This is a genomic window from Bradyrhizobium sp. Bra64 (assembly GCF_024519875.1).
GTDB lineage: Bacteria > Pseudomonadota > Alphaproteobacteria > Rhizobiales > Xanthobacteraceae > Bradyrhizobium > Bradyrhizobium japonicum_G.
Genome location: NZ_JALJRD010000001.1, coordinates 1,329,055 through 1,347,059 on the forward strand (window position 1 = coordinate 1,329,055; position 18,005 = coordinate 1,347,059).

An 18,005-nucleotide genomic window follows, 5' to 3' on the forward strand; every position below is an offset into this window, starting at 1 on the left:
CGGGCATGCGCGAAAAACGCTTGACCCGGTCAGTCCCGGATGGTCGGAAGGATCGGCCAGGGATGAAACACACAATGCGGCTTCCGTTCTTCTACGGCTGGGTCGTGGTCGCGGTGACTTTCGTCACCATGGCCATCGGCGTGAACGCGCGCACCGCCTTTTCGTTGTTCTTCCCGCCCATCATCTCCGAATTCGGCTGGGAGCGCGGTGTCACCGCGGGTGCCTTCTCCTTCGGCTTCGTCGTCTCGGGCGTGGTCAGCCCGCTGATCGGCCGCCTGATGGACCGTGCCGGTCCGCGCGCGGTGATGGAGCTCGGCGTGGTCCTGATGGGGGGCGGGCTGCTGCTCGCGCCGCTCACCACCCAACCCTGGCATCTCTACGTCACCATCGGCGTCATGGTCGGCGCCGGCTCGGTGTGTCTCGGCTATTCCGGCCAGTCGCTGTTCCTGCCGAACTGGTTCATCCGCAAGCGTGGCTTTGCCATCGGCATTGCCTTCGCCGGCGTCGGCATCGGCTCGGTGACGCTGCTGCCGTGGGTGCAGCACATGATCGAAGGGACCGGCTGGCGCACCGCCTGCACCGCGATGGGCCTGCTCGTTCTCGTCGTGCTGGCGCCGGTCAACCTGTTCCTGCACAAGCGCCCCGAGGATATCGGCCTCCAGCCGGACGGCGATGCCGCCCCGGCCCCAGGGGCCGCAAAGCCAAGCTCCAACATCGTCGATCCCGTCTGGGTCGCCACCGAATGGACGCTCCGACGCGCCGTCGCGACCTCGCGCTTCTGGTGGATCGCGCTCGGTTATTTCTGCGGCCTGTACATCTGGTACGCGGTCCAGGTGCACCAGACGAAATTCCTGCTCGACATCGGCTTCAGCGCTGGTGTCGCGGTGTGGGCGCTCGGCATCGTCAGCCTGCTCGGCATTCCCGGCCAGATCCTGCTCGGCCATGTCTCCGACCGGATCGGGCGGGAATGGGTGTGGGCGATCAGCTGTGCGGGCTTCGCGATCTCTTTCGCGGCGCTGATGGCGCTGAAATTCCAGCCGTCATTGTGGCTGGTCTACCTCATGGTGTTCACGCAAGGCGCGCTCGGCTACGGCCTCACCTCGATCATGGGCGCGGTGGTGTTCGAGATCTTTCAGGGCCGGCACCAGGGCAGCATTTTCGGCACGATCATGCTGGCGGCATTGGCCGGCGGCGCCGCCGGGCCGTGGATCACCGGCCTGCTTTACGATCGGGTCGGCGACTACACGCTCGCCTTCGGCATCGCGATCGTCGTGAGCGGATTGTCGGCGCTGTCGATCTGGCGGGCCGCGCCGCGCAAGGTGCGCGCCGTGGCCGGCCGCCAGCACAAGCTCCAGGGTGGAACCGGCGCCGAATAGGTTCCGTACACACTGACTTACCGTCCGGTTTTTCGCAGAACGTTAAGCATGTCGCGTCTTGCCGCGGCACGGAGGAATTGCAAAAACGTCTTGGACACCATCGCAGCGTTAGCGTTGGCCCCATTGCCGCCTCTCCCCGATGCCTCCGGGTCCAACGATGTCCGCCTCCGATTGTCCCATGACAGAAACTCCGGAAGTGCTGCTGGCTGCGCTCGAATGCGCCGACGATGGCATCGTCATCGTCGACAGCGCGCATCGCATCACGCATTTCAACGCCGGTGCCGAGCGAATCTGGAAACTCGCGCGCGCCGATGTGCTCGGCCGCGACGCCGAGCTTCTCGCGCTCAAATTCCTCCAGGCCGAACCGGTCGCGGAGTTCAGCAACGAGATCAGCCTCGTGCGCCGCGACGGCAGCCGCATCCGGGCGGCCATCTCGCTTTCATCAATTGCCAGCGGCGGCGTGACCCATCACGTCGTGTTCGCGCGCGACGTCACCGCGGAGGCCGAGCGCCGCGTCAGAATCGGGCTCCTCCACGCCGTCTCCGACCAGACCAACCGCGCGGTGATGATCACCGACACCGAGCAGAACATCGTCTACGTCAATTCCGCATTCACGACGCTGTTCGGCTATACCAGCGAGGAAGCCGAGGGCCGCCGCGCAGGCGGGCTGATCGCCGGCCGCCACACCGATCGCAAGGCCGTCGCGAAGCTCGTCAAGCGCCTGATGCATGGCGGCCATCGCGGCGAGGTCGAGGCGCTCGCCTATGACAAGGACGGCGAGGAGATCTGGGTCTGCGCCCGCATCGACGCCTTCCGCGACGGGAAGGGCCGGGTCAAGCACATCTTCGCATTGATCGAGGACATCACCGAGACCAAGCAACTGCGCTCGCTTCAGCAGCTCATCATGAGTTCGCTTGCCGACGAGGTTCCGATCACCGATATCGCCGGCAGGCTGTGTCGCCGGGTCGAGGAGATCGCGCCCGACGTCGTCTGCTCGCTGCTTCACGTCGATGCCGCGGGCCTGCTCCATCCGCTCGGCGGCCCGAGCCTGCCCGAGGACTATTCCCGCGCACTGGACGGAATTGCCATCGGCCCCGACGTCGGCTCGTGCGGAACCGCGGCCTTTTACGGCGAGCCGGTTCTGGCGACCGATCTGGAGACCGACCCGCGCTGGCAGCCCTACAAGGCGATGCCGCTCGAATTGGGCTTGCGCGCCTGCTGGTCGACGCCGATCAAGGCCAAGGACGGGCGGGTCATCGCCACCTTCGCCTTCTACTTCCGTGAGCCGCGTGCGCCGAGCAACTGGCACCGGCGCATCGTCGAGGCCTGTGTCGACCTCGGCGCTTTTGCGATCGAACGCAAGGAGGCGCGCGCCGAGATCGCGCGGCTCGCCTATCACGACATCCTCACCGGCCTGCCGAACCGCGCGCAGCTGCGGAACCTGATCACCACCGCGATCGACGCCTGTCCGACCGGCAGCCATGTGGCGCTGGCCTTCCTCGACGTCGATCATTTCAAGGACGTCAACGACACGCTCGGTCACGCCGCCGGCGACGAATTGCTGATCCAGCTCGCGCAGCGCCTGCGCGAACAGATCGGGCCCGAGGACATGCTGGGGCGGCTCGGCGGCGACGAGTTCGTCATCCTGCTGCCGCAGCGCAATGCCGAGAGTGCGGAGCGCGTCGCGGCCGGGATCACCGACGCGCTGGCCGCGCCGCTGCGGCTCGGCTCCAGGCAGCTGCAGATGTCGGTGAGCATCGGCGTCAGCCTCTATCCCGATCATGCGACCGACATCGACACCTTGATGCAGCAGGCGGATGCGGCCATGTACATGGCCAAGCAGGCCGGACGTTCGACCCATCGCCTGTTCAGCGCCGAGATGAACGGACTCACCGAGCAGCGGCTGGCCCTGATCGGTGCGTTGCGCCGCGCCATCGCCGAGGGCGCGCTGACCCTCAGCTACCAGCCGCAGATACGCAGCAGCGACGGCGCGATCCACGGCGTCGAGGCGCTGGCGCGCTGGCACGACGCCGTGCTCGGCGACGTCTCGCCGGCCAAATTCATCCCGCTCGCCGAGGAGTGCGGCCTGATCGAGCAGATCGGTCTGTGGTCGGTGCGCGAAGCCTGCCGGCAGATGGCGATCTGGCGCCGCGCCGGGCTCAACATTCCCTGCGTGTCGGTGAACCTGTCGCCGATCAATTTCCGCAACGTCACGCTGGCCGCGCGGCTCAAGGACATCTTCGCCGAATACGATCTGCCGGCGGATGCGCTGATGCTCGAGATCACCGAAGGCGCGTTCATGCAGGACAGCGTCGCCGCGCTCGAGACGATGAACGCGATCCGCGAGCTCGGCGTCGGGCTTTCCGTGGACGATTTCGGCACCGGCTATTCGAGCCTCAGCCGGCTTGCGCATTTGCCGATCCGCGAGCTGAAGATCGACCGCAGCTTCATGCGCGACATCGAGAAGAATGCCGGCGCGCTCGCGATCGCCACCGCGGTGGTGCGGGTCGGACAGGGCCTCGGCATGACCGTCGTCGCCGAAGGCGTCGAGACCGAGGGCCAGCGCAGGACGCTGGCCGAGCTCGGCTGCGACGTCGTGCAGGGCTTTCTCTATGCACCCGCGCTCCCGCCGATCGCGTTCGAGCGCTGGCTGATCGAGCACTGCGCCGAGCAGGCGAGGGCGATGCTGGGGCGGCTTGATGTGGCGCAGGCAGCTGCGGTTGCGGTGAAGCGGTCGGCCTGATCGCCGAACGGTTCTTTAACTCACAAGCAACAAGTTCTCTTTATCTGTCCACCGGCCGAAGCTGCCCGGCAGCACTTTCGATGGAACCCATGCCTCACGTCCCCAAGCCGCTCGACAGGATCACACTTGCCGAGTTGCTCGGCGCACTGAGCCACGCGCTCGATCTCTCGGAGGGGCAGCCGGCAGGGCATTGCGTGCGGTGCAGCCGCATCGGAGTCATGATCGGCAGGGAAATCGGCCTCGGCGAGGACGAACTGGTCGAACTCTATTACGCGCTGCTGCTGAAGGATCTCGGCTGCAGCAGCAACGCTGCGCGCATCTGCGAGCTGTATCTGACCGATGATCTCTCCTTCAAACAGGACTTCAAGCTCATCGATGGCAGCCTGCCGCAGGCGCTGCGCTTCGTGCTGGGCCATACTGGGCTGAAGGCCGGCCTGGCCGAGCGGTTCCGCGCCATCGTCAACATCTTCCAGAACGGCGGCGAGATCGCCCGCGAACTGATCGAGACGCGCTGCCATCGCGGCGCCGACATTGCCCGCAAAATGCGCTTCTCCGAACCGGTGGCGGAGGGCATCAAGAATCTCGATGAGCATTGGGATGGTGGCGGCAAGCCCCTCGGCCTTCGTGAAACGGCGATCCCGATTTACTCGCGCCTAGCATTGTTGGCCCAGGTGGTCGATGTGTTCTACATCGCGAACGGCCCCGAGGCTGCGCTTCGTGAAGCCCGGAATCGATCGGGCAGCTGGTTCGATCCGCGGCTCGTGGCTGCGCTTGAGCGCCTCGCGGAGCAGCCTGGATTCTGGGACACGCTCGGCGCTGAGGACCGGCTCGAGGCCCTTCCGCTGCTGCCGCAGCAGGCGAGCGTGCCGGTCGACGAGGACTATCTGGATGACATCGCGGCCGCTTTCGCCCAGGTGGTCGATTCGAAGAGTCCCTACACCAGTGGTCACAGCGAGCGCGTCACGCTTTTCACTGACATGATTGCGGAGCAGCTGGAGTTCAGCGACGAGCGGCGACGCTGGCTCAAGCGTGCCGCGCTGCTGCACGACATCGGCAAGCTCGGCGTCAGCAATGCAATCCTCGACAAGCCGGGCAAGCTCGACGATTCCGAATGGGAGGTCATGCGCATGCATTCCGCCCATTCGGAAGCAATCCTGTCGCGCATCAGTGCGTTCAGCGAGCTCGCACCGATCGCCGGCGCGCACCACGAGCGGCTGGACGGCAAAGGCTATCCGAGCGGCCTTTCGGCAGACCAGATCTGCCTGGAAACCCGGATCATCACCACCGCGGATATCTTCGATGCGCTGACCGCGGACCGGCCGTATCGCGCTGCGATGCCGGTCACGAAAGCTCTCGCCATCATGTCGGGGATGGTCGGCACCCAGCTCGACCCGGACTGCTTTGCGGCTCTTCGCCGGGCCCTCGGACGGGTCGACGAGACGCTGGCGGCCTAGCGAGCGTTTCGACGCTATCATCTCGCTTGCGCCGTCTGGTGAGATGACACGGGCAACGCGCATTATTTTCGCGGATCGGAACCTCGGGCTTTTCCCCACGTTGTCGGCCGTTCAACGCAAAACCCGGCACGACCATGAAGAAGATCGCCGCCATCGCAGTCATGCTACTGCTCCCTGCGTTGCCGGCTGCTGCCGGCGCCGAAGGCTGGACCAGCTATCGCATTCCCGAGAGTGGCACCAGCGTCGACATTCCCTCGTCCATCTTCACCGAGGAAGCGGCGCGGCCCGACGGATATGGCATGCAGTACCGGACCGGCGACGGCCGCGCGGACCTCACGGTGCAGGCCGTTCCGAACGACGGCAGCTCGCCGGCCGTTTTCCTGGCCCGCAAGAATCCGCCGTCCGGCATCATCTACAAGCGCATCACCCCGCGCTTCTTCGTGGTCTCCAGCATCCGGCGCGGCAAGATCTGGTACAATCGCTGCAACTTCGCACCCCGCTACGTGCATTGTGTTCTGATCAATTATCCGGCCGCGGAGAAGCGGCAGTGGGATGCGATCGTGACCCGTGTCAGCCGCACGCTGAGCGGCGGTTGATCGCTACGACGAAAAACTGCCCGCGGCTTGCGGGCAGCAGTCTCGCGGGGATGGTTCAGCGGACGTTCGTCGAGGTCGTCGACATGGTCGGCTTGGAGCCCGGCTCGTGCGACATGGTCTTGGTGGTCGACCCGACCTCCTCGCCCGCCTTCACTTTCGTACGCGTGTGGGAGCGGCTGAACGTGCCGCCCTCATGCGCCTGCGCCCGCGCATTGGAGTTGAGCACCGGACCGTTGCCCTTGTTCATGCTGGTGCCGGACTGCGCCTTGCCGCTGGCGGAAGCGGCACTGCCTCCCGCAGCAATCGACGAACCGGTCTGTCCGGAGCTCGAAGTCGAGGTGCCACCGGTGCCGAGAGTCGTGGCCGAGGTGCCGCCGGCGGCGGCCGAACCGCCGCTGCCGCCGGTCATGCTGGTCTGCGCGAAGAGCGGAGAGGCGCCGGCGAGCAGAAGTGCGACCGCCGAAGTCGCGATCAATGTCCTCATTGTCGAATCCTTTCCTATGGTGACGATGTCGAGATCGTGCAGCCGTTGACTGTGACGGTGCTCGCGCTGGTCGAACCGGGGCCGCCGGCCGTCGAGGACGAGCTCGACACGCTGCCGCCGCCGGCCTGGACGTGCACCGACGATCCGCCGGCCGAGCTCGAGCTCGACAGCGAGCCGCTGGATGCGGTCGAGCCGGTTGTCCCTGAGCCCGATGAGCCGAGTGCGGTGACGCTGCCGTCGGGATGTTTCTCGACCGTGACCCGGCAGGTCTCGCCTGAGGCGGTCTTGCCGGTCTTCTGCATGGTTTCCGCCGCAGCGGCGCTGCCCATCATAGTCAACGCTGCGATCGCAACGATTGATCGGTGCATGCGAGTCCTCCTTCAACAAGGGCGAAGGAGCGGCATTGCTGCCGCTCCGCCGACCAGGATGTCAGTCCTTGTCCTTCTTCATCTCGTCCCTGTGGTGGCCCTTGCCCTTCTCCATGCCCATGTCACTGGCATGTCCCGCGGACGAGCCGGCCGTTCCCACGGTCGAGCCGCTCTTGCCACCGCCCGCCGACGAGCCGCCGGTGCCGACGGTCGATGCGGAGTTGGAGCCGGAGCCTGCCGCGGAGCCGCCCGTGCCGACCGACGAACTGCTGGTGCCGCCGCCGGCCGACGAGCCGCCGGTGCCAAGCGTCGATGCCGAGCCCGAGCCGCTGCCCGAACCAGCCGACGAGCCGCCTGTGCCGACGGTCGAACTGCTGGTGCCGCCGCCGGCTGACGAGCCGCCGGTGCCGACTGTCGAACTCGACTGCGCCATGGCGAGCGCGGTACCGGCCAGCAGCGCAGCTGCGGCCGCAGACAATTTCAGAATCCTCATCACTGTCTCCTCCGATTATCAAGTTGCCAAACAAGGCGCGGGATAAAGTGGCAGGACGCTGAAACGTTCCTTTGGCAGGCATGGTGATGTGGACATGCGCAGCACGATCGCGCGCAGAAATTATCAGGGCTGTCTCAGGAACAAATCAAGGTATTCTCAAAGCTTTCCATCGGATCCGCGTCATGATTGCGCGATCGAACCTATTGAAGCAGAAAGCTCATCAGATGTTGCGATATCGCGCCTGGTACACGACGGGATCCGCGGCCCTCATGCTCGCGCTCGTCATGGGCACTCTGGTCAACGGTCTTACGGCGTTTTTTGTCGCGATCGAGGCCGCCGAAGGTTGGGGCCGATCTGAAATAGCCGCGATCAACAGCTTCGGACTTCTCGGCATAGCGGCCGGAAGCGTCGTCATGGGGTTCGTCTCCGATCGTCTCGGCATCAGGCCGATATGTCTGATCGCAGTCACCGTCATGGGCGCTTGCCTGCTCTTGACGGCCTATGCGCATGCGCCCTGGCAACTCTATGTCATCTTCTTTCTCGCCGGGGCACTGAGTGGAGGCGCGCTCTTCGCTCCGATTTTCGCGACGGTTGGAAACTGGTTCCCGACCTCGGCGGGCCTCGCAATCGGTATCGCCGCCGCAGGGCAAGCCGTTGGTCAAGGTGGCGTCCCCTTCCTCTCTGCGTATCTGATGGAGCGCTTCGGCTGGCGCGGCGCGATGATCGCCTTGGGAACGGCCGTTCTCGTGACGCTTCTGCCTTTGGCTGCATTCATGCGCGACGCGCCCGCGCCCGCTTTTGGAAGCGGCGCAGCGTATGTTCCCCCGATTCGGTCGACCGTCGCCGTTCCCATCCTCAGCGTGGCAGTCTTCCTTTGCTGCTCCTGTATGGCGGTGCCGCTCATGCACTTGATGCCTCTGATTCAAGGCCTCTGCATTCCCGCGACCGACGCCGGCGGCGTGATGCTTGCCATGCTTCTTGCCGCAATTGCCGGGCGGATCGCATATGGCAAGCTGTGCGACATGATCGGTCCGCTTTCATCGTGGGCGGTGGCGTCGGCGCTCCAGACGGCTGGAGTCCTGGCATTCACGCAATTCGTATCCTTTCGCGGGTTCTTGATTTTTTCCATTGTGTACGGGTTCGCTTACGCCGGTGTCATGACAAGCGTGCTGGTCTCTGCACGGGCTCTAACGCCGCCGGCGCGCCGTGGAGCCCTGATGGGAATCATTCTCGCGTTCGCCTGGATCGGTCATGCATTCGGTGGCTATCAAGGCGCTGCGATCTTTGACCTGACGGGAAGCTATACGACGGCTTTCGCGATCGGCTCTGCCGCGGGCCTTTTGAACCTGGCTCTTGTGATGACGCTGCTGGTGCTCTCGCATCGCGGGCGTCTGCCGGCAACTGCAGAAGTGTTGACCTGAACTGCAGCCGCTTCACTCCGACGCCAATCCCGTCCTGCGCCGCAAATCCGTGATCGCGCGCAGAAAGCTGTCGGCCGGCGTCGTCTCCGGATCGATCAGGCGGTGCAGGCGAAAGCCGTCTTCCAGCGCGAGCACGACCGAGGCCATCCAGGGCGGGTCCAGCGTGTCGCCTCTTGCGCTGCTCTTCAACGTGGCCTCGACGATGTCGGCAACCAGCTTGCGCCGCGCGCGCAGGCGCTTGGCCAGCTCCGGGCGGCGCTTCTCGGCGCGGGCGACGAACAGGATCATCTCCATGTGCAGCAGCGGCGAGCGGCCGAGCGGATCCTGCTTGCCGCGATCCATCGCCTTCAAAGCCGCGATGAAGTCGTCGAGATTGCCGTGCCGCGCGAGGATGTCCATGTTGCGCCGGATCGACTGCTCGACATGGTCCTCGAGCATGGCGATGATCAGCTCGTCCTTGCTCGTGAAGTTCGAATAGAACGCGCCGCGGGTGAAGCCGGCCGCCGCCGCAATCGCCTCGATGCTGGCGCTGCCGATGCCGTCCGCCTCGAACACGCGGGCGGCTGCCTCGAACAGTCTGTCGCGCGTATCGTCCCTGGTTGGCCTGGTTCTCACCCTTGACATCGGGGCAGCTTAAGGCAGAATGCAACTCGATACAAGAATGTATCGGATTGATAATTGAGTTCAAGGGATGGTTACGCCGTGCACTTGGGCAGCCGGCGTATCGTGTCATGCGGCAACCGACGTGAGGTCACCATGAACGAGCAATTGCAATCCGCCGCCGGCGATCCCCTGTTCAACCCGCTGTCGCCGGACTTCATCCGCAATCCCTATCCACACTTTGACCGGCTGCGCACCACCGATCCGATGCATGTGACGCCGTTCGGCGCCTTCGTCGCCAGCCGCCATGCCGAGGTCAGTCTCGTGCTGCGCGACAAGCGATTTGGAAAGGACTATGCCGACCGCAGCAAACGGCGCTACGGCGATGATATTCTGGCGCAGCCGATTTTCCGCAACATGTCCCACACCATGCTGCAGGCAGATCCGCCCGATCACACGCGCCTGCGGGGTCTCGTGGTCAAGGCCTTTACTGCGCGACGAGTTGAGGACATGCGGCCGCGAATCCAGGAAGTGGTCGACCAGACGCTCGACGCGATATGTGATCGCGGCCAGATGGACCTGATCAAGGATTTCGCTTACCGCCTGCCGGTCACGATTATCTGCGACATGCTCGGCATCCCGCAGGACCATCGTGAGATGTTCCACACCGGATCGAGTGAAGGTGTGCGGATCCTCGAGCCGTCGCCGATGACGCCGGACGAGATCAAGCAGGGCAACGCCCGCATCCAGATGGCGCTGATGTATTTCCAGCAATTGTTCGATCTGCGCCGCCGTGATCCCGGCGACGACCTCATCACCCAGCTGGTGCAGGCGGAGGAGGATGGTAACAAGCTTACGAACGAGGAGCTGACCGCCAACATCATGCTGCTGTTCGTCGCTGGCCACGAGACCACCGTCAATCTGATTGGCAACGGCCTGCTGGCACTCCATCGCAATCCAGACCAGCTCGGGTTGCTGAAGGCGCAGCCCGACCTCATCACCAATGCGATCGAGGAATTCCTGCGCTACGATTCCTCGGTGCAGATGACCGGCCGCGTCGCGCTGGAGGAGATTGATGATCTCGGCGGTAAGCGGATCCCCAAGGGCGAGTCGGTGCTCTGCCTGCTGGGCTCGGCCAACCGCGATCCGGCGGTCTATCCCGACCGGCCCGACCGGCTGGACGTCACCCGCCAGAATGTGAGGCCGTTGTCGTTCGGGGGCGGTATCCATTTCTGCCTCGGGGCCCAATTGGCGCGCATCGAGGCCGAGATCGCCATCGCGACGCTGTTGCGCCGGCTGCCGGACCTGCGCATCGACGACGTCGAAAACCCGGAATGGCGGCCCACCTTCGTGCTGCGCGGCCTGAAGCGGCTGCCGGCGAGCTGGTGACGGCCGCCAGCGTTAACCTCCGCGCGCAACGGTCGCTGTGACTTCGCCACACTTCCCTCTATATAAGGGGCTGTTCCGGCGCGCCTGAGGCCCTCAGGTTGGGCCCGGGCCGGTTTGGCCGAGGGGAGACCCGTGCAGACGACGCTGCTCGGATTGGCGATTGCCTTCATCATTGCGCTGCTGGCCGCGCTGATCGGGCCCTACTTCATCGACTGGAACCAGTTCAGGCCCCAGTTCGAGGCGGAGGCGGGCCGAATCATCGGCGTGCCGGTGCGGGTGGCGGGTGAGCTCGACGCGCGGCTGTTGCCGGCGCCGAAGCTGCGGCTGCGCGCCGTCACCTTCGGCGGCAACAACGATCTCGGCCGCCTGCGCGCCGACAAGCTCGACGTCGAGTTCAGCCTGAGCTCCCTGATGCGCGGCGAATGGCGCGCCACCGAGCTTTCGGTCAATGGCATGGCGGTCGATCTCGGGCTCGATGCCAGGGGGCGGGTCGATTTGCCCTCCACCGCGAGCGGCACCTTCAATCTGGCCTCGCTGGCGATCGAGCGGCTGAACCTCACCGGCCGAATCGCGTTGCATGACGCCGCCAGCCGCTCGACGCTGGAACTGAACGACATCGCCTTCTCCGGCGACGTGCGCTCTCTGGCCGGATCGGTCCGCGGCGACGGCAGCTTCACGGCGACCGGGGTGCGCTATCCGTTCCGCGTCTCCTCCGGTCCGAGCGCCGACGGCAGCGCCACCCGTCTCCATCTCAACATCGACCCCGGCGAGCGTGCGATCCTCGCGGATCTCGAAGGCGTGCTTGCCTTCGACAATCGCCTGCCGAAATTCGAGGGTGCGCTGACGCTGGCCGTGCCCGCGATCAGGAAGGCGGGCGAAGCGGGGCCGATGCCGTGGAAGCTCACGACAAAACTCAAGGCAGATCCGGCGGGCGCGAAATTCGAGCAGATCGATGCCAGTTTCGGCCCCGAAGACACGGCGCTGAAGCTCGGCGGCGTCGGCGACCTCAGGTTCGGCGCTTCGCCGCTGTTGCGTGCGGTCCTGTCGGCACGCCAGGTCGACGCCGACAAGCTGACGGCCAGGAACGATACCGATCCGCAGCGTGTCATGCCGGCGCTGCGCGCGGGCCTCGCCGCGATTCCGCAGGCGCCCATTCCCGCGCAGATCGAGTTCAACTCCGACCAGATCATGCTCGGCGGCCGTCCGCTCCAGAACATCACCGCGGAGCTAGCGACCGACGGGCGGTCCTGGACGTTCCAGCGGCTCGAGCTGCGCGCGCCCGGCATGACGCAGCTCTCGCTCAACGGCGCGACGCCCGGCGCCGACAGTTTCAGCGGCCGCCTCAGCATCGAATCCTCCGATCCCGATACGCTGGTGGCCTGGCTCCAGGGCCGCACCGAGGTCAACCGCCGCAGCACGCGGCCGCTGCGGCTTGCCGGTGACGTGACGATCGCCGCCAATCATTTCGCCATCGACAGGCTGAAAGCCGAGATCGAGGGCGGCGCGGTCGAAGGCCGCATCGCCTTCGTCCAGACCGGCGCGAGCAAGGGCTCGCGGATCGATGCCGAGCTCAAGGCCGACCGCCTCGACCTCGATGCCGCCGCAAGCTTCGCGCGCGCGCTTGCCGGGCCGCAGGGCGAATGGCCGGAGGAGGCGAAGCTGTCGCTCGATATCGGACGCGCGATCTCCGCGGGCCAGGAACTGCGGCCGTTTGCGGCGAAGCTCGGCTACGGTCCTGCAGCGCTGTCGCTGGAGCAGTTGCGGTTCGGCCAGGCCAGCGGCGTGACCACGGAAGCAAGCGGCAGCTTCGACCGCGCCAGGGCCACGGGCAAGCTGACGCTGAAATCCTCTGCCAATTCGCTGCGCGACCTCACGGCGCTGCTCGAGCCGATTGCGCCCTCGGTCCGCGCGCGGCTCGACGCGATGCCGTCGCTGCCCGGGGCGACGCGCCTCAAGCTCGACCTCAGTCTCGACACCAACGCCGAGCATGCCGATCGCAACGACGCCCGTGCCGTGCTCGATCTCGACGCGCCGCAGCTCAAGGCCATCGCGACGCTGGCCGCCCAGACGCCGGTCGCCGCAATCAACGGCATCGATATCGATCGCTTGCGCAACAGCGACTTCACGCTGGACTCGAAGATATCGACGCCGCAGGCCGGCGCACTGCTGGCGCTGTTCGGGCTCGATCGCGTGGTGGCCGCGGGCGAGGGGGCCTCTCAATTCGAGGGCAGGCTGAGCGGCGCCTGGCGGCGGCCATTGCAACTGAGTGCAAAGCTCAGCGGCGGCGGGCTGGATGCGAACGCGCAAGGCAGCGTCGACTTGTCGTCCGAGCTCAAGGGCAGCGTGAACCTTCGCGTACGCAACGCCAATCTGGCGCCGCTGTTCGGAACCGGTCCAGCCGTCCAATCGGTGCGGACCGTCAACCTGTCCTCGCGCGTCGGCCTCTCCGGCAACCGCCTGACCTTCGACGATCTCGACGGCGGCGCGGCCGGCTCGCATCTGCGCGGTCATCTCGCGATGACGCTCGATCAGGAGAAGAGCGTCGACGGCGAGGTGGGCCTCGATACGCTCGACTTCGCGCCCGCGCTCGCAATGGCCATCGGCGCGGCCGGCCATGATTCCGGCGAGCCGCTGGGTGCGGGTCTTCTCGGTGGCTGGCGCGGCCGCATCGCCTTCCAGGCCTTGCGCGGCATGCTGCCGGGCGGCATCGAGCTGCGCCCCTTTGGCGGCACGATCCGGAGCGACGGCCAGTCGCTCGCGCTCGACGCGCTCAAGGGCGGCCTCGGCGGCGGCGAGATGTCGGCGAGTCTCGACGTGCGCAATGGCCCGAGCGGCGTTGCGCTGAGCGCGCGCATCGAGCTCGGCAATGTCGATGCGACGGCGCTGCGCTACCGCGATCTCGCGCTGCCCAAGGGACGCGCCTCGTTGCAGATGGCGCTGACCAGCCAGGGCCGCAGTGTTGCGGCCTTGACCGGCGCGCTCGCCGGCAACGGCACGGTGACGTTGGACGCCGCTGAAATCTCAGGCCTCAATCCCCGTGCTTTCGAGATCGCCATCCGCGCCAGCGACGGCGGCCAGGTCGCCGACGACGCCAGGCTGCGGCAGCTGGTCGAGCCCGCGTTGTCGGCAGCTCCGATCGCGGTTGCCTCGGCACAGATTCCGTTCACGATCCGTGACGGCCGCCTGCGCGTCGGCGCGACGTCGCTGGAAGCAAAGAACGCGCGTGCCATCGTCTCCGGAGGCTACGACATTCCCGCGGACCAGGCCGACATCCGCGCCAGCCTGACGCCGATCATGACCGGGCTCTCCGGCGCGCCGCCGGAGATCCAGTTGTTTGCGGCAGGTCCTCCCGACAAGCTGAGCCGCACCGTCGATCTCGCGCCGCTGTCCTCGTGGCTTGCGGTGCGAACGATCGACCGCGAGACGCGCCGGCTCGACGCGATCGAGCGCGGCGAGCCGCCGCCCGCGACCGCCGCGCTGCCGGCGCTGGTCTCGCCAGAGCCGCTGTCGGAGCCGCCGCTGCTGGACGTGCCGATGCCCGGCCGCGATCCGCGCCGCGCGCCGCCCAAGCCCAGGATTGAACCGAAGGCGGCGCCGCTGCCGAAGGCGCCGCTGGCCGCGCCCGCCGCGCCAAGTCCTCCACTCACAAGTCCTCCACACGCAAGCCCGCCGCTTGCGAGCCAGCAGGCCGCGCCGCTGCCGCCGCCGATCGACGTGCGGCCGGCCCCGGGTCCGCCGCCCGCAAAGCCCAGGCCGAAGCCGCCGCTGGTTTTGACGCCGTCGAACCCGTGAGGGCGTCGTGGTTGGGAGGTTGGGCGGCAGGCTGCTCTTACCTCTCCCGCTTGCGGGGGAGGTCGCGCCGAAGGCGCGGGAGGAGGCTCTCTCCTCTGGGAGAATCCCTCTGTTGAGGCACCCTCTCCCCAACCCTCTCCCGCAAGCGGGAGAGGGAGTGAACCTCCCGCGTTACGCGGTGGTAAATCCATTCCCTCGCATTTGAATGAATATTGTCGGCAAAACTGCTCTGCCGGTTTTACTGGATTTGCGCGTTTGTTCCCTAGTCTCGTTGCCAGAGGAATTCGGCGTCCTGCCGACGCAAGCAGGACGGCTCGCCAAGAACTGGGTTTGAGAACTGGGGTGATCGACATGAACGGGGCGAAAACGCTTCTGCAGGATCTGGACGACGCGATCGCTCGCGGCACCGACGAAAGCCGGACCAAGGCGTTGTGGCATGCGACCGACATCCTGATCACCGGCCGCTACAGCGACGACGAGATCAGCATGTTCGGCGAGGTCATCGGCCGGCTTGCCGAAGAGATCGAGGTCGCCGCGCGCGCGCAGCTCTCGGAACTGATGGCGGCGTGCGATCATGCTCCGCTCAACGTCATCGAGAAACTCGCCTCGGACGACGAGATCGAAGTCGCCGGTCCCGTGCTGCGCGACTCCACGCGTATCGACGAGAAGATGCTGATCGAGAACGCCCTGACCAAGGGGCAGGCGCATCTGCTCGCGATCGCCCAGCGCGAGTCGATCGGCGAGGCCGTGACCGACGTGCTGGTCAAGCGGGGCAACCAGGAGGTCGTGACGTCGGTTGCGAAGAACGAGGGTGCTCGCTTCTCCGGCTCGGGCCTCCTCCACATGGTCCGCCGCGCCGAGGGCGACTCGATCCTCGCCGAGCAGCTCGGCCTGCGCAAGGACGTGCCGCGTCACGTCTTCCAGCAGCTGATCTCGAAAGCGTCGGAAGACGTCCGCCGCCGGCTCGAGAGCGAGCGCCCGGAGATGATGGCGCAGATCCAGAGTTCGGTGACCGAGGTCACCGGCGACCTGCAGTCGAAGTTCGGCCCCTCGTCGCGCAGCTATTTCGTCGCCAAGCGCGTGGTGACGACGCAGTATCGGCAGGGCAACCTCAATCAGGAATCGATCTCGAACTACGCACGCCAGCACCGCTTCGACGAGGTTCAGATCGGCCTGTCGCTGCTGTCCGCGCTGCCGGTCGACGTGATCGAGCGCGCGATGATGGACCGCAACCGCGAGATGATCCTGGTGCTGTGCAAGGCGCTCGACTTCTCCTGGGAGACGACGATGTCGCTGCTGTTCCTCGGCGCCAAGGATCATTTGATCACGGCACGCGAGCTTCACGACAATGAGCGTGATTTCGGCCGGCTCAAGACCGAGACCTCGCGCAGCGTTCTGAAGTTCTACCAGTCGCGCAAGACCGGCGCGGGTGCCGATTCCGTTTCGGGCCGTCAGCCCGAGCTCCAGATCCACTGAACGGGTGCACTGAGCATCATCCCGGAATTCGAAGGGGAGTATTTGCAATGTTGCCTCAATTCGGCACCGCAATTCGCAAGAGTCCGAACAAGTCCCTCAACACGGCTGCAGCCGGCGATATCGGCGGCGCGCCGGACAAGGCCTCGGTCGATGCCGCATGGCTCGTGCTCGAGGCCGCCAACGATCTCGGCGACCACGCCGCGATCGAAGCCTGCCGCCGCGTCATCGACGCCGAGCTGAACGGCACGGTCGCCGGCAACTCGGACCTCGATCTCGTGCTGGGATATTTCCGGTAGAACTCGGCCGGGCCGCGCCCCGCCGGGTGCTCATTCGGCGTCTAGGCGTTCGCGCCGCCGTCGACGGTCAATGTCGAGCCGGTGATGTACTTGGCCTTCGGGCTGGCGAGGAACGCGACTGCATTGGCGATATCGTCCGTCGCGCCGTACCGGCCCAGCGCCATGAACTGCTTCAATGTCTCCGCGGTCGGGCCACTCGCAGGATTCATGTCGGTGTCGATCGAGCCGGGCTGCACCAGGTTGACCGTGACGTCCCTGGGGCCAAGCTCCCGCGCAAGCGCCTTCGTGAAGGCGGCGAGCGCCGACTTCGACGCCGCGTACACGCCGAGCACCGGCGACGGCACGCGGTCGGCGAAATAACTGCCGATGGTGATGATGCGGCCGCCCTTGCCGAGGTGGGGCAGTGCGGCCTTGCTCGCGACAATCGGGGAACGGACGTTGACGTTCAGCAGCGCATCGATATCCCCGAGCGAGATGTCGTTGAGGCCGCCCAATCGCAGAATTCCGGCGTTGTTGACCAGGATATCGAGCCCGCCCAGTGCCGCGACGGTCTTGTCGACCGAGGCCCGGACGGCGGCGACATCGGCGCTGTCGGCCTGGATCGCCACGGCGTTCCGCCCCTCCGCCTTGATGGCGTCAACGACGCCTCCGGCGCTGTCTGCCGACTTCTCGTAAGTAATTGCAACATCTGCGCCTTCCGCGGCCAGCGCCTTTGCGATGGCTGCACCGATACCCCTGCTTGCGCCCGTGACCAGGGCCCGTTTTCCTGCCAGATTCATTTGCTCTCTCCAATTCTGTAACGATCGACACAGAATATGTGGAGTCTTGAACGGCGGCGTCAAGTCAATTATGTGTTGATCATTACAGAAAGCGAGCGATGGCCGGACGTCCCAGGGAATTCGACCGCGAGGCAGCACTCGAAGCCGCCATGCTCCTGTTTTGGCGCAAGGGGTTCGAGGCGGCCTCGATGCACGATCTCTGTGACGCCATGGGCGTCCGCTCGCCGAGCCTCTATGCGGCTTTCGACAGCAAGGAGGCGCTCTATCTCGCCGCGATCGAGCATTACGTCCTGACCCACGGGCAATCGGTCTGGGACAGGCTCTCGGAAGGAAAAACCGCGCGGGCCGGCATCGAGAACCTGCTGATCGGGGCCGCCGAGACCCTGCCGAAATCCCGGACGGCTCCGGCCGGCTGCATGGCCGTGCTGGGCGCCGTCAGCGACGAATGGCCGGCCGCGATTGCACGCGCCATCAGGAAGGTCCGGCTCGAGATGTTCGGCAATCTGCGCGCGCGGATCGAGGGGGCGGTCGCCAACGGCGAAGTGCCCGCCGCGACCAACATCGAGGCCCTGAGCCGGTTCTATCTCAGCGTCTTCCAGGGCATGGCGATCCAGGCCAAGGACGGCGCCACGCCCGAGGAACTGAGAGGCGCAGCCAAGGCGGCGATGGCTGCGTGGCCGGGGAACGGATAGAGCGAGTCTGTCCGCAACGCGTGCGTCTCGACCGCGACGCGGACAC

15 protein-coding genes are annotated in these 18,005 nt (G+C 66.1%); 10 read left to right on the top strand and 5 right to left on the bottom strand.

All coding sequences use genetic code 11. The annotated features are described in order from the left end of the window. Positions 1-74: 74 nt before the first annotated feature. The 4 genes from NR187_RS06370 (at position 75) to NR187_RS06385 (ending at position 6,169) form a co-directional block, all read left to right on the top strand. On the top strand, positions 75-1,376 hold the full coding sequence (locus tag NR187_RS06370) for an MFS transporter (protein WP_256806212.1): 1,302 nt from the start codon (positions 75-77) through the stop codon (positions 1,374-1,376). Positions 1,377-1,533: 157 nt separating this feature from the next. Continuing rightward, positions 1,534-4,119 carry an EAL domain-containing protein gene (locus NR187_RS06375; protein WP_256806069.1) on the top strand — a complete coding sequence of 862 codons (2,586 nt, stop codon included), beginning with the start codon at positions 1,534-1,536 and terminating at the stop codon, positions 4,117-4,119. An 80-nt stretch (positions 4,120-4,199) separates the two neighbouring features. Continuing rightward, entirely contained in the window at positions 4,200-5,573 is a 1,374-nt protein-coding gene (locus NR187_RS06380) for an HD-GYP domain-containing protein (RefSeq protein WP_256806070.1), read from the top strand. A gap of 134 nt (positions 5,574-5,707) precedes the next feature. Beyond that, positions 5,708-6,169: a hypothetical protein gene (locus NR187_RS06385; RefSeq protein WP_211384566.1), complete on the top strand. Its 462-nt coding sequence runs from the start codon at positions 5,708-5,710 to the stop codon at positions 6,167-6,169. Between the two features lie 55 nt (positions 6,170-6,224). On the opposite strand, the gene NR187_RS06390 is transcribed toward NR187_RS06385, so the two are convergent. The 3 genes from NR187_RS06390 to NR187_RS06400 form a co-directional block, all read right to left on the bottom strand. Then, on the bottom strand, positions 6,225-6,653 hold the full coding sequence (locus NR187_RS06390; RefSeq protein WP_256806071.1) for a hypothetical protein: 429 nt from the start codon (positions 6,651-6,653) through the stop codon (positions 6,225-6,227). A gap of 14 nt (positions 6,654-6,667) precedes the next feature. Further along, positions 6,668-7,021 carry a hypothetical protein gene (locus NR187_RS06395; protein WP_211384568.1) on the bottom strand — a complete coding sequence of 118 codons (354 nt, stop codon included), beginning with the start codon at positions 7,019-7,021 and terminating at the stop codon, positions 6,668-6,670. Between the two features lie 61 nt (positions 7,022-7,082). Further along, positions 7,083-7,514, bottom strand: a complete 432-nt coding sequence (locus NR187_RS06400) for a hypothetical protein (protein ID WP_256806072.1) — start codon at positions 7,512-7,514, stop codon at positions 7,083-7,085. A gap of 182 nt (positions 7,515-7,696) precedes the next feature. Here NR187_RS06400 and NR187_RS06405 point away from each other — a divergent pair, with 182 nt between their 5' ends. Next, positions 7,697-8,935 carry an MFS transporter gene (locus NR187_RS06405; protein ID WP_256806073.1) on the top strand — a complete coding sequence of 413 codons (1,239 nt, stop codon included), beginning with the start codon at positions 7,697-7,699 and terminating at the stop codon, positions 8,933-8,935. A 12-nt stretch (positions 8,936-8,947) separates the two neighbouring features. On the opposite strand, the gene NR187_RS06410 is transcribed toward NR187_RS06405, so the two are convergent. Then, on the bottom strand, positions 8,948-9,559 hold the full coding sequence (locus NR187_RS06410) for a TetR/AcrR family transcriptional regulator (RefSeq protein ID WP_211384570.1): 612 nt from the start codon (positions 9,557-9,559) through the stop codon (positions 8,948-8,950). A gap of 132 nt (positions 9,560-9,691) precedes the next feature. Here NR187_RS06410 and NR187_RS06415 point away from each other — a divergent pair, with 132 nt between their 5' ends. From NR187_RS06415 to NR187_RS06430, 4 genes are all read left to right on the top strand, one after another. Continuing rightward, on the top strand, positions 9,692-10,924 hold the full coding sequence (locus tag NR187_RS06415; protein ID WP_211384571.1) for a cytochrome P450: 1,233 nt from the start codon (positions 9,692-9,694) through the stop codon (positions 10,922-10,924). Between the two features lie 132 nt (positions 10,925-11,056). After that, positions 11,057-14,716, top strand: a complete 3,660-nt coding sequence (locus tag NR187_RS06420; protein ID WP_256806074.1) for an AsmA-like C-terminal region-containing protein — start codon at positions 11,057-11,059, stop codon at positions 14,714-14,716. A gap of 351 nt (positions 14,717-15,067) precedes the next feature. Further along, positions 15,068-16,192 (top strand): DUF2336 domain-containing protein, encoded by a 1,125-nt coding sequence (locus NR187_RS06425; RefSeq protein ID WP_211384573.1) that lies wholly within the window; start codon positions 15,068-15,070, stop codon positions 16,190-16,192. A gap of 47 nt (positions 16,193-16,239) precedes the next feature. Further along, the gene (locus NR187_RS06430; RefSeq protein WP_211384574.1) at positions 16,240-16,488 is read left to right on the top strand and encodes a hypothetical protein; all 249 of its coding nucleotides are present in this window, start codon (positions 16,240-16,242) and stop codon (positions 16,486-16,488) included. A 41-nt stretch (positions 16,489-16,529) separates the two neighbouring features. Here the strand turns inward: NR187_RS06430 and NR187_RS06435 are convergent, their stop codons facing one another. Next, positions 16,530-17,267, bottom strand: coding sequence for a 3-oxoacyl-ACP reductase family protein (locus NR187_RS06435; protein WP_211384575.1), 738 nt, complete (start codon positions 17,265-17,267; stop codon positions 16,530-16,532). Between the two features lie 98 nt (positions 17,268-17,365). On the opposite strand from NR187_RS06435, the gene NR187_RS06440 reads away from it, so the two are divergent. Beyond that, positions 17,366-17,959: a TetR/AcrR family transcriptional regulator gene (locus NR187_RS06440; protein WP_211384576.1), complete on the top strand. Its 594-nt coding sequence runs from the start codon at positions 17,366-17,368 to the stop codon at positions 17,957-17,959. Positions 17,960-18,005 lie beyond the last annotated feature (46 nt).

Excerpts from the sequence above, each read along its gene's own strand:
- NR187_RS06370 (WP_256806212.1), top strand. The coding sequence starts at position 75 with ATGCGGCTTCCGTTCTTCTACGGCTGGGTCGTGGTCGCGGTGACTTTC.
- NR187_RS06375 (WP_256806069.1), top strand. The coding sequence starts at position 1,534 with ATGTCCGCCTCCGATTGTCCCATGACAGAAACTCCGGAAGTGCTGCTG.
- NR187_RS06380 (WP_256806070.1), top strand. The coding sequence starts at position 4,200 with ATGGAACCCATGCCTCACGTCCCCAAGCCGCTCGACAGGATCACACTT.
- NR187_RS06385 (WP_211384566.1), top strand. The coding sequence starts at position 5,708 with ATGAAGAAGATCGCCGCCATCGCAGTCATGCTACTGCTCCCTGCGTTG.
- NR187_RS06390 (WP_256806071.1), bottom strand. The coding sequence starts at position 6,653 with ATGAGGACATTGATCGCGACTTCGGCGGTCGCACTTCTGCTCGCCGGC.
- NR187_RS06395 (WP_211384568.1), bottom strand. The coding sequence starts at position 7,021 with ATGCACCGATCAATCGTTGCGATCGCAGCGTTGACTATGATGGGCAGC.
- NR187_RS06400 (WP_256806072.1), bottom strand. The coding sequence starts at position 7,514 with ATGAGGATTCTGAAATTGTCTGCGGCCGCAGCTGCGCTGCTGGCCGGT.
- NR187_RS06405 (WP_256806073.1), top strand. The coding sequence starts at position 7,697 with ATGATTGCGCGATCGAACCTATTGAAGCAGAAAGCTCATCAGATGTTG.
- NR187_RS06410 (WP_211384570.1), bottom strand. The coding sequence starts at position 9,559 with ATGTCAAGGGTGAGAACCAGGCCAACCAGGGACGATACGCGCGACAGA.
- NR187_RS06415 (WP_211384571.1), top strand. The coding sequence starts at position 9,692 with ATGAACGAGCAATTGCAATCCGCCGCCGGCGATCCCCTGTTCAACCCG.
- NR187_RS06425 (WP_211384573.1), top strand. The coding sequence starts at position 15,068 with ATGAACGGGGCGAAAACGCTTCTGCAGGATCTGGACGACGCGATCGCT.
- NR187_RS06430 (WP_211384574.1), top strand. The coding sequence starts at position 16,240 with ATGTTGCCTCAATTCGGCACCGCAATTCGCAAGAGTCCGAACAAGTCC.
- NR187_RS06435 (WP_211384575.1), bottom strand. The coding sequence starts at position 17,267 with ATGAATCTGGCAGGAAAACGGGCCCTGGTCACGGGCGCAAGCAGGGGT.
- NR187_RS06440 (WP_211384576.1), top strand. The coding sequence starts at position 17,366 with ATGGCCGGACGTCCCAGGGAATTCGACCGCGAGGCAGCACTCGAAGCC.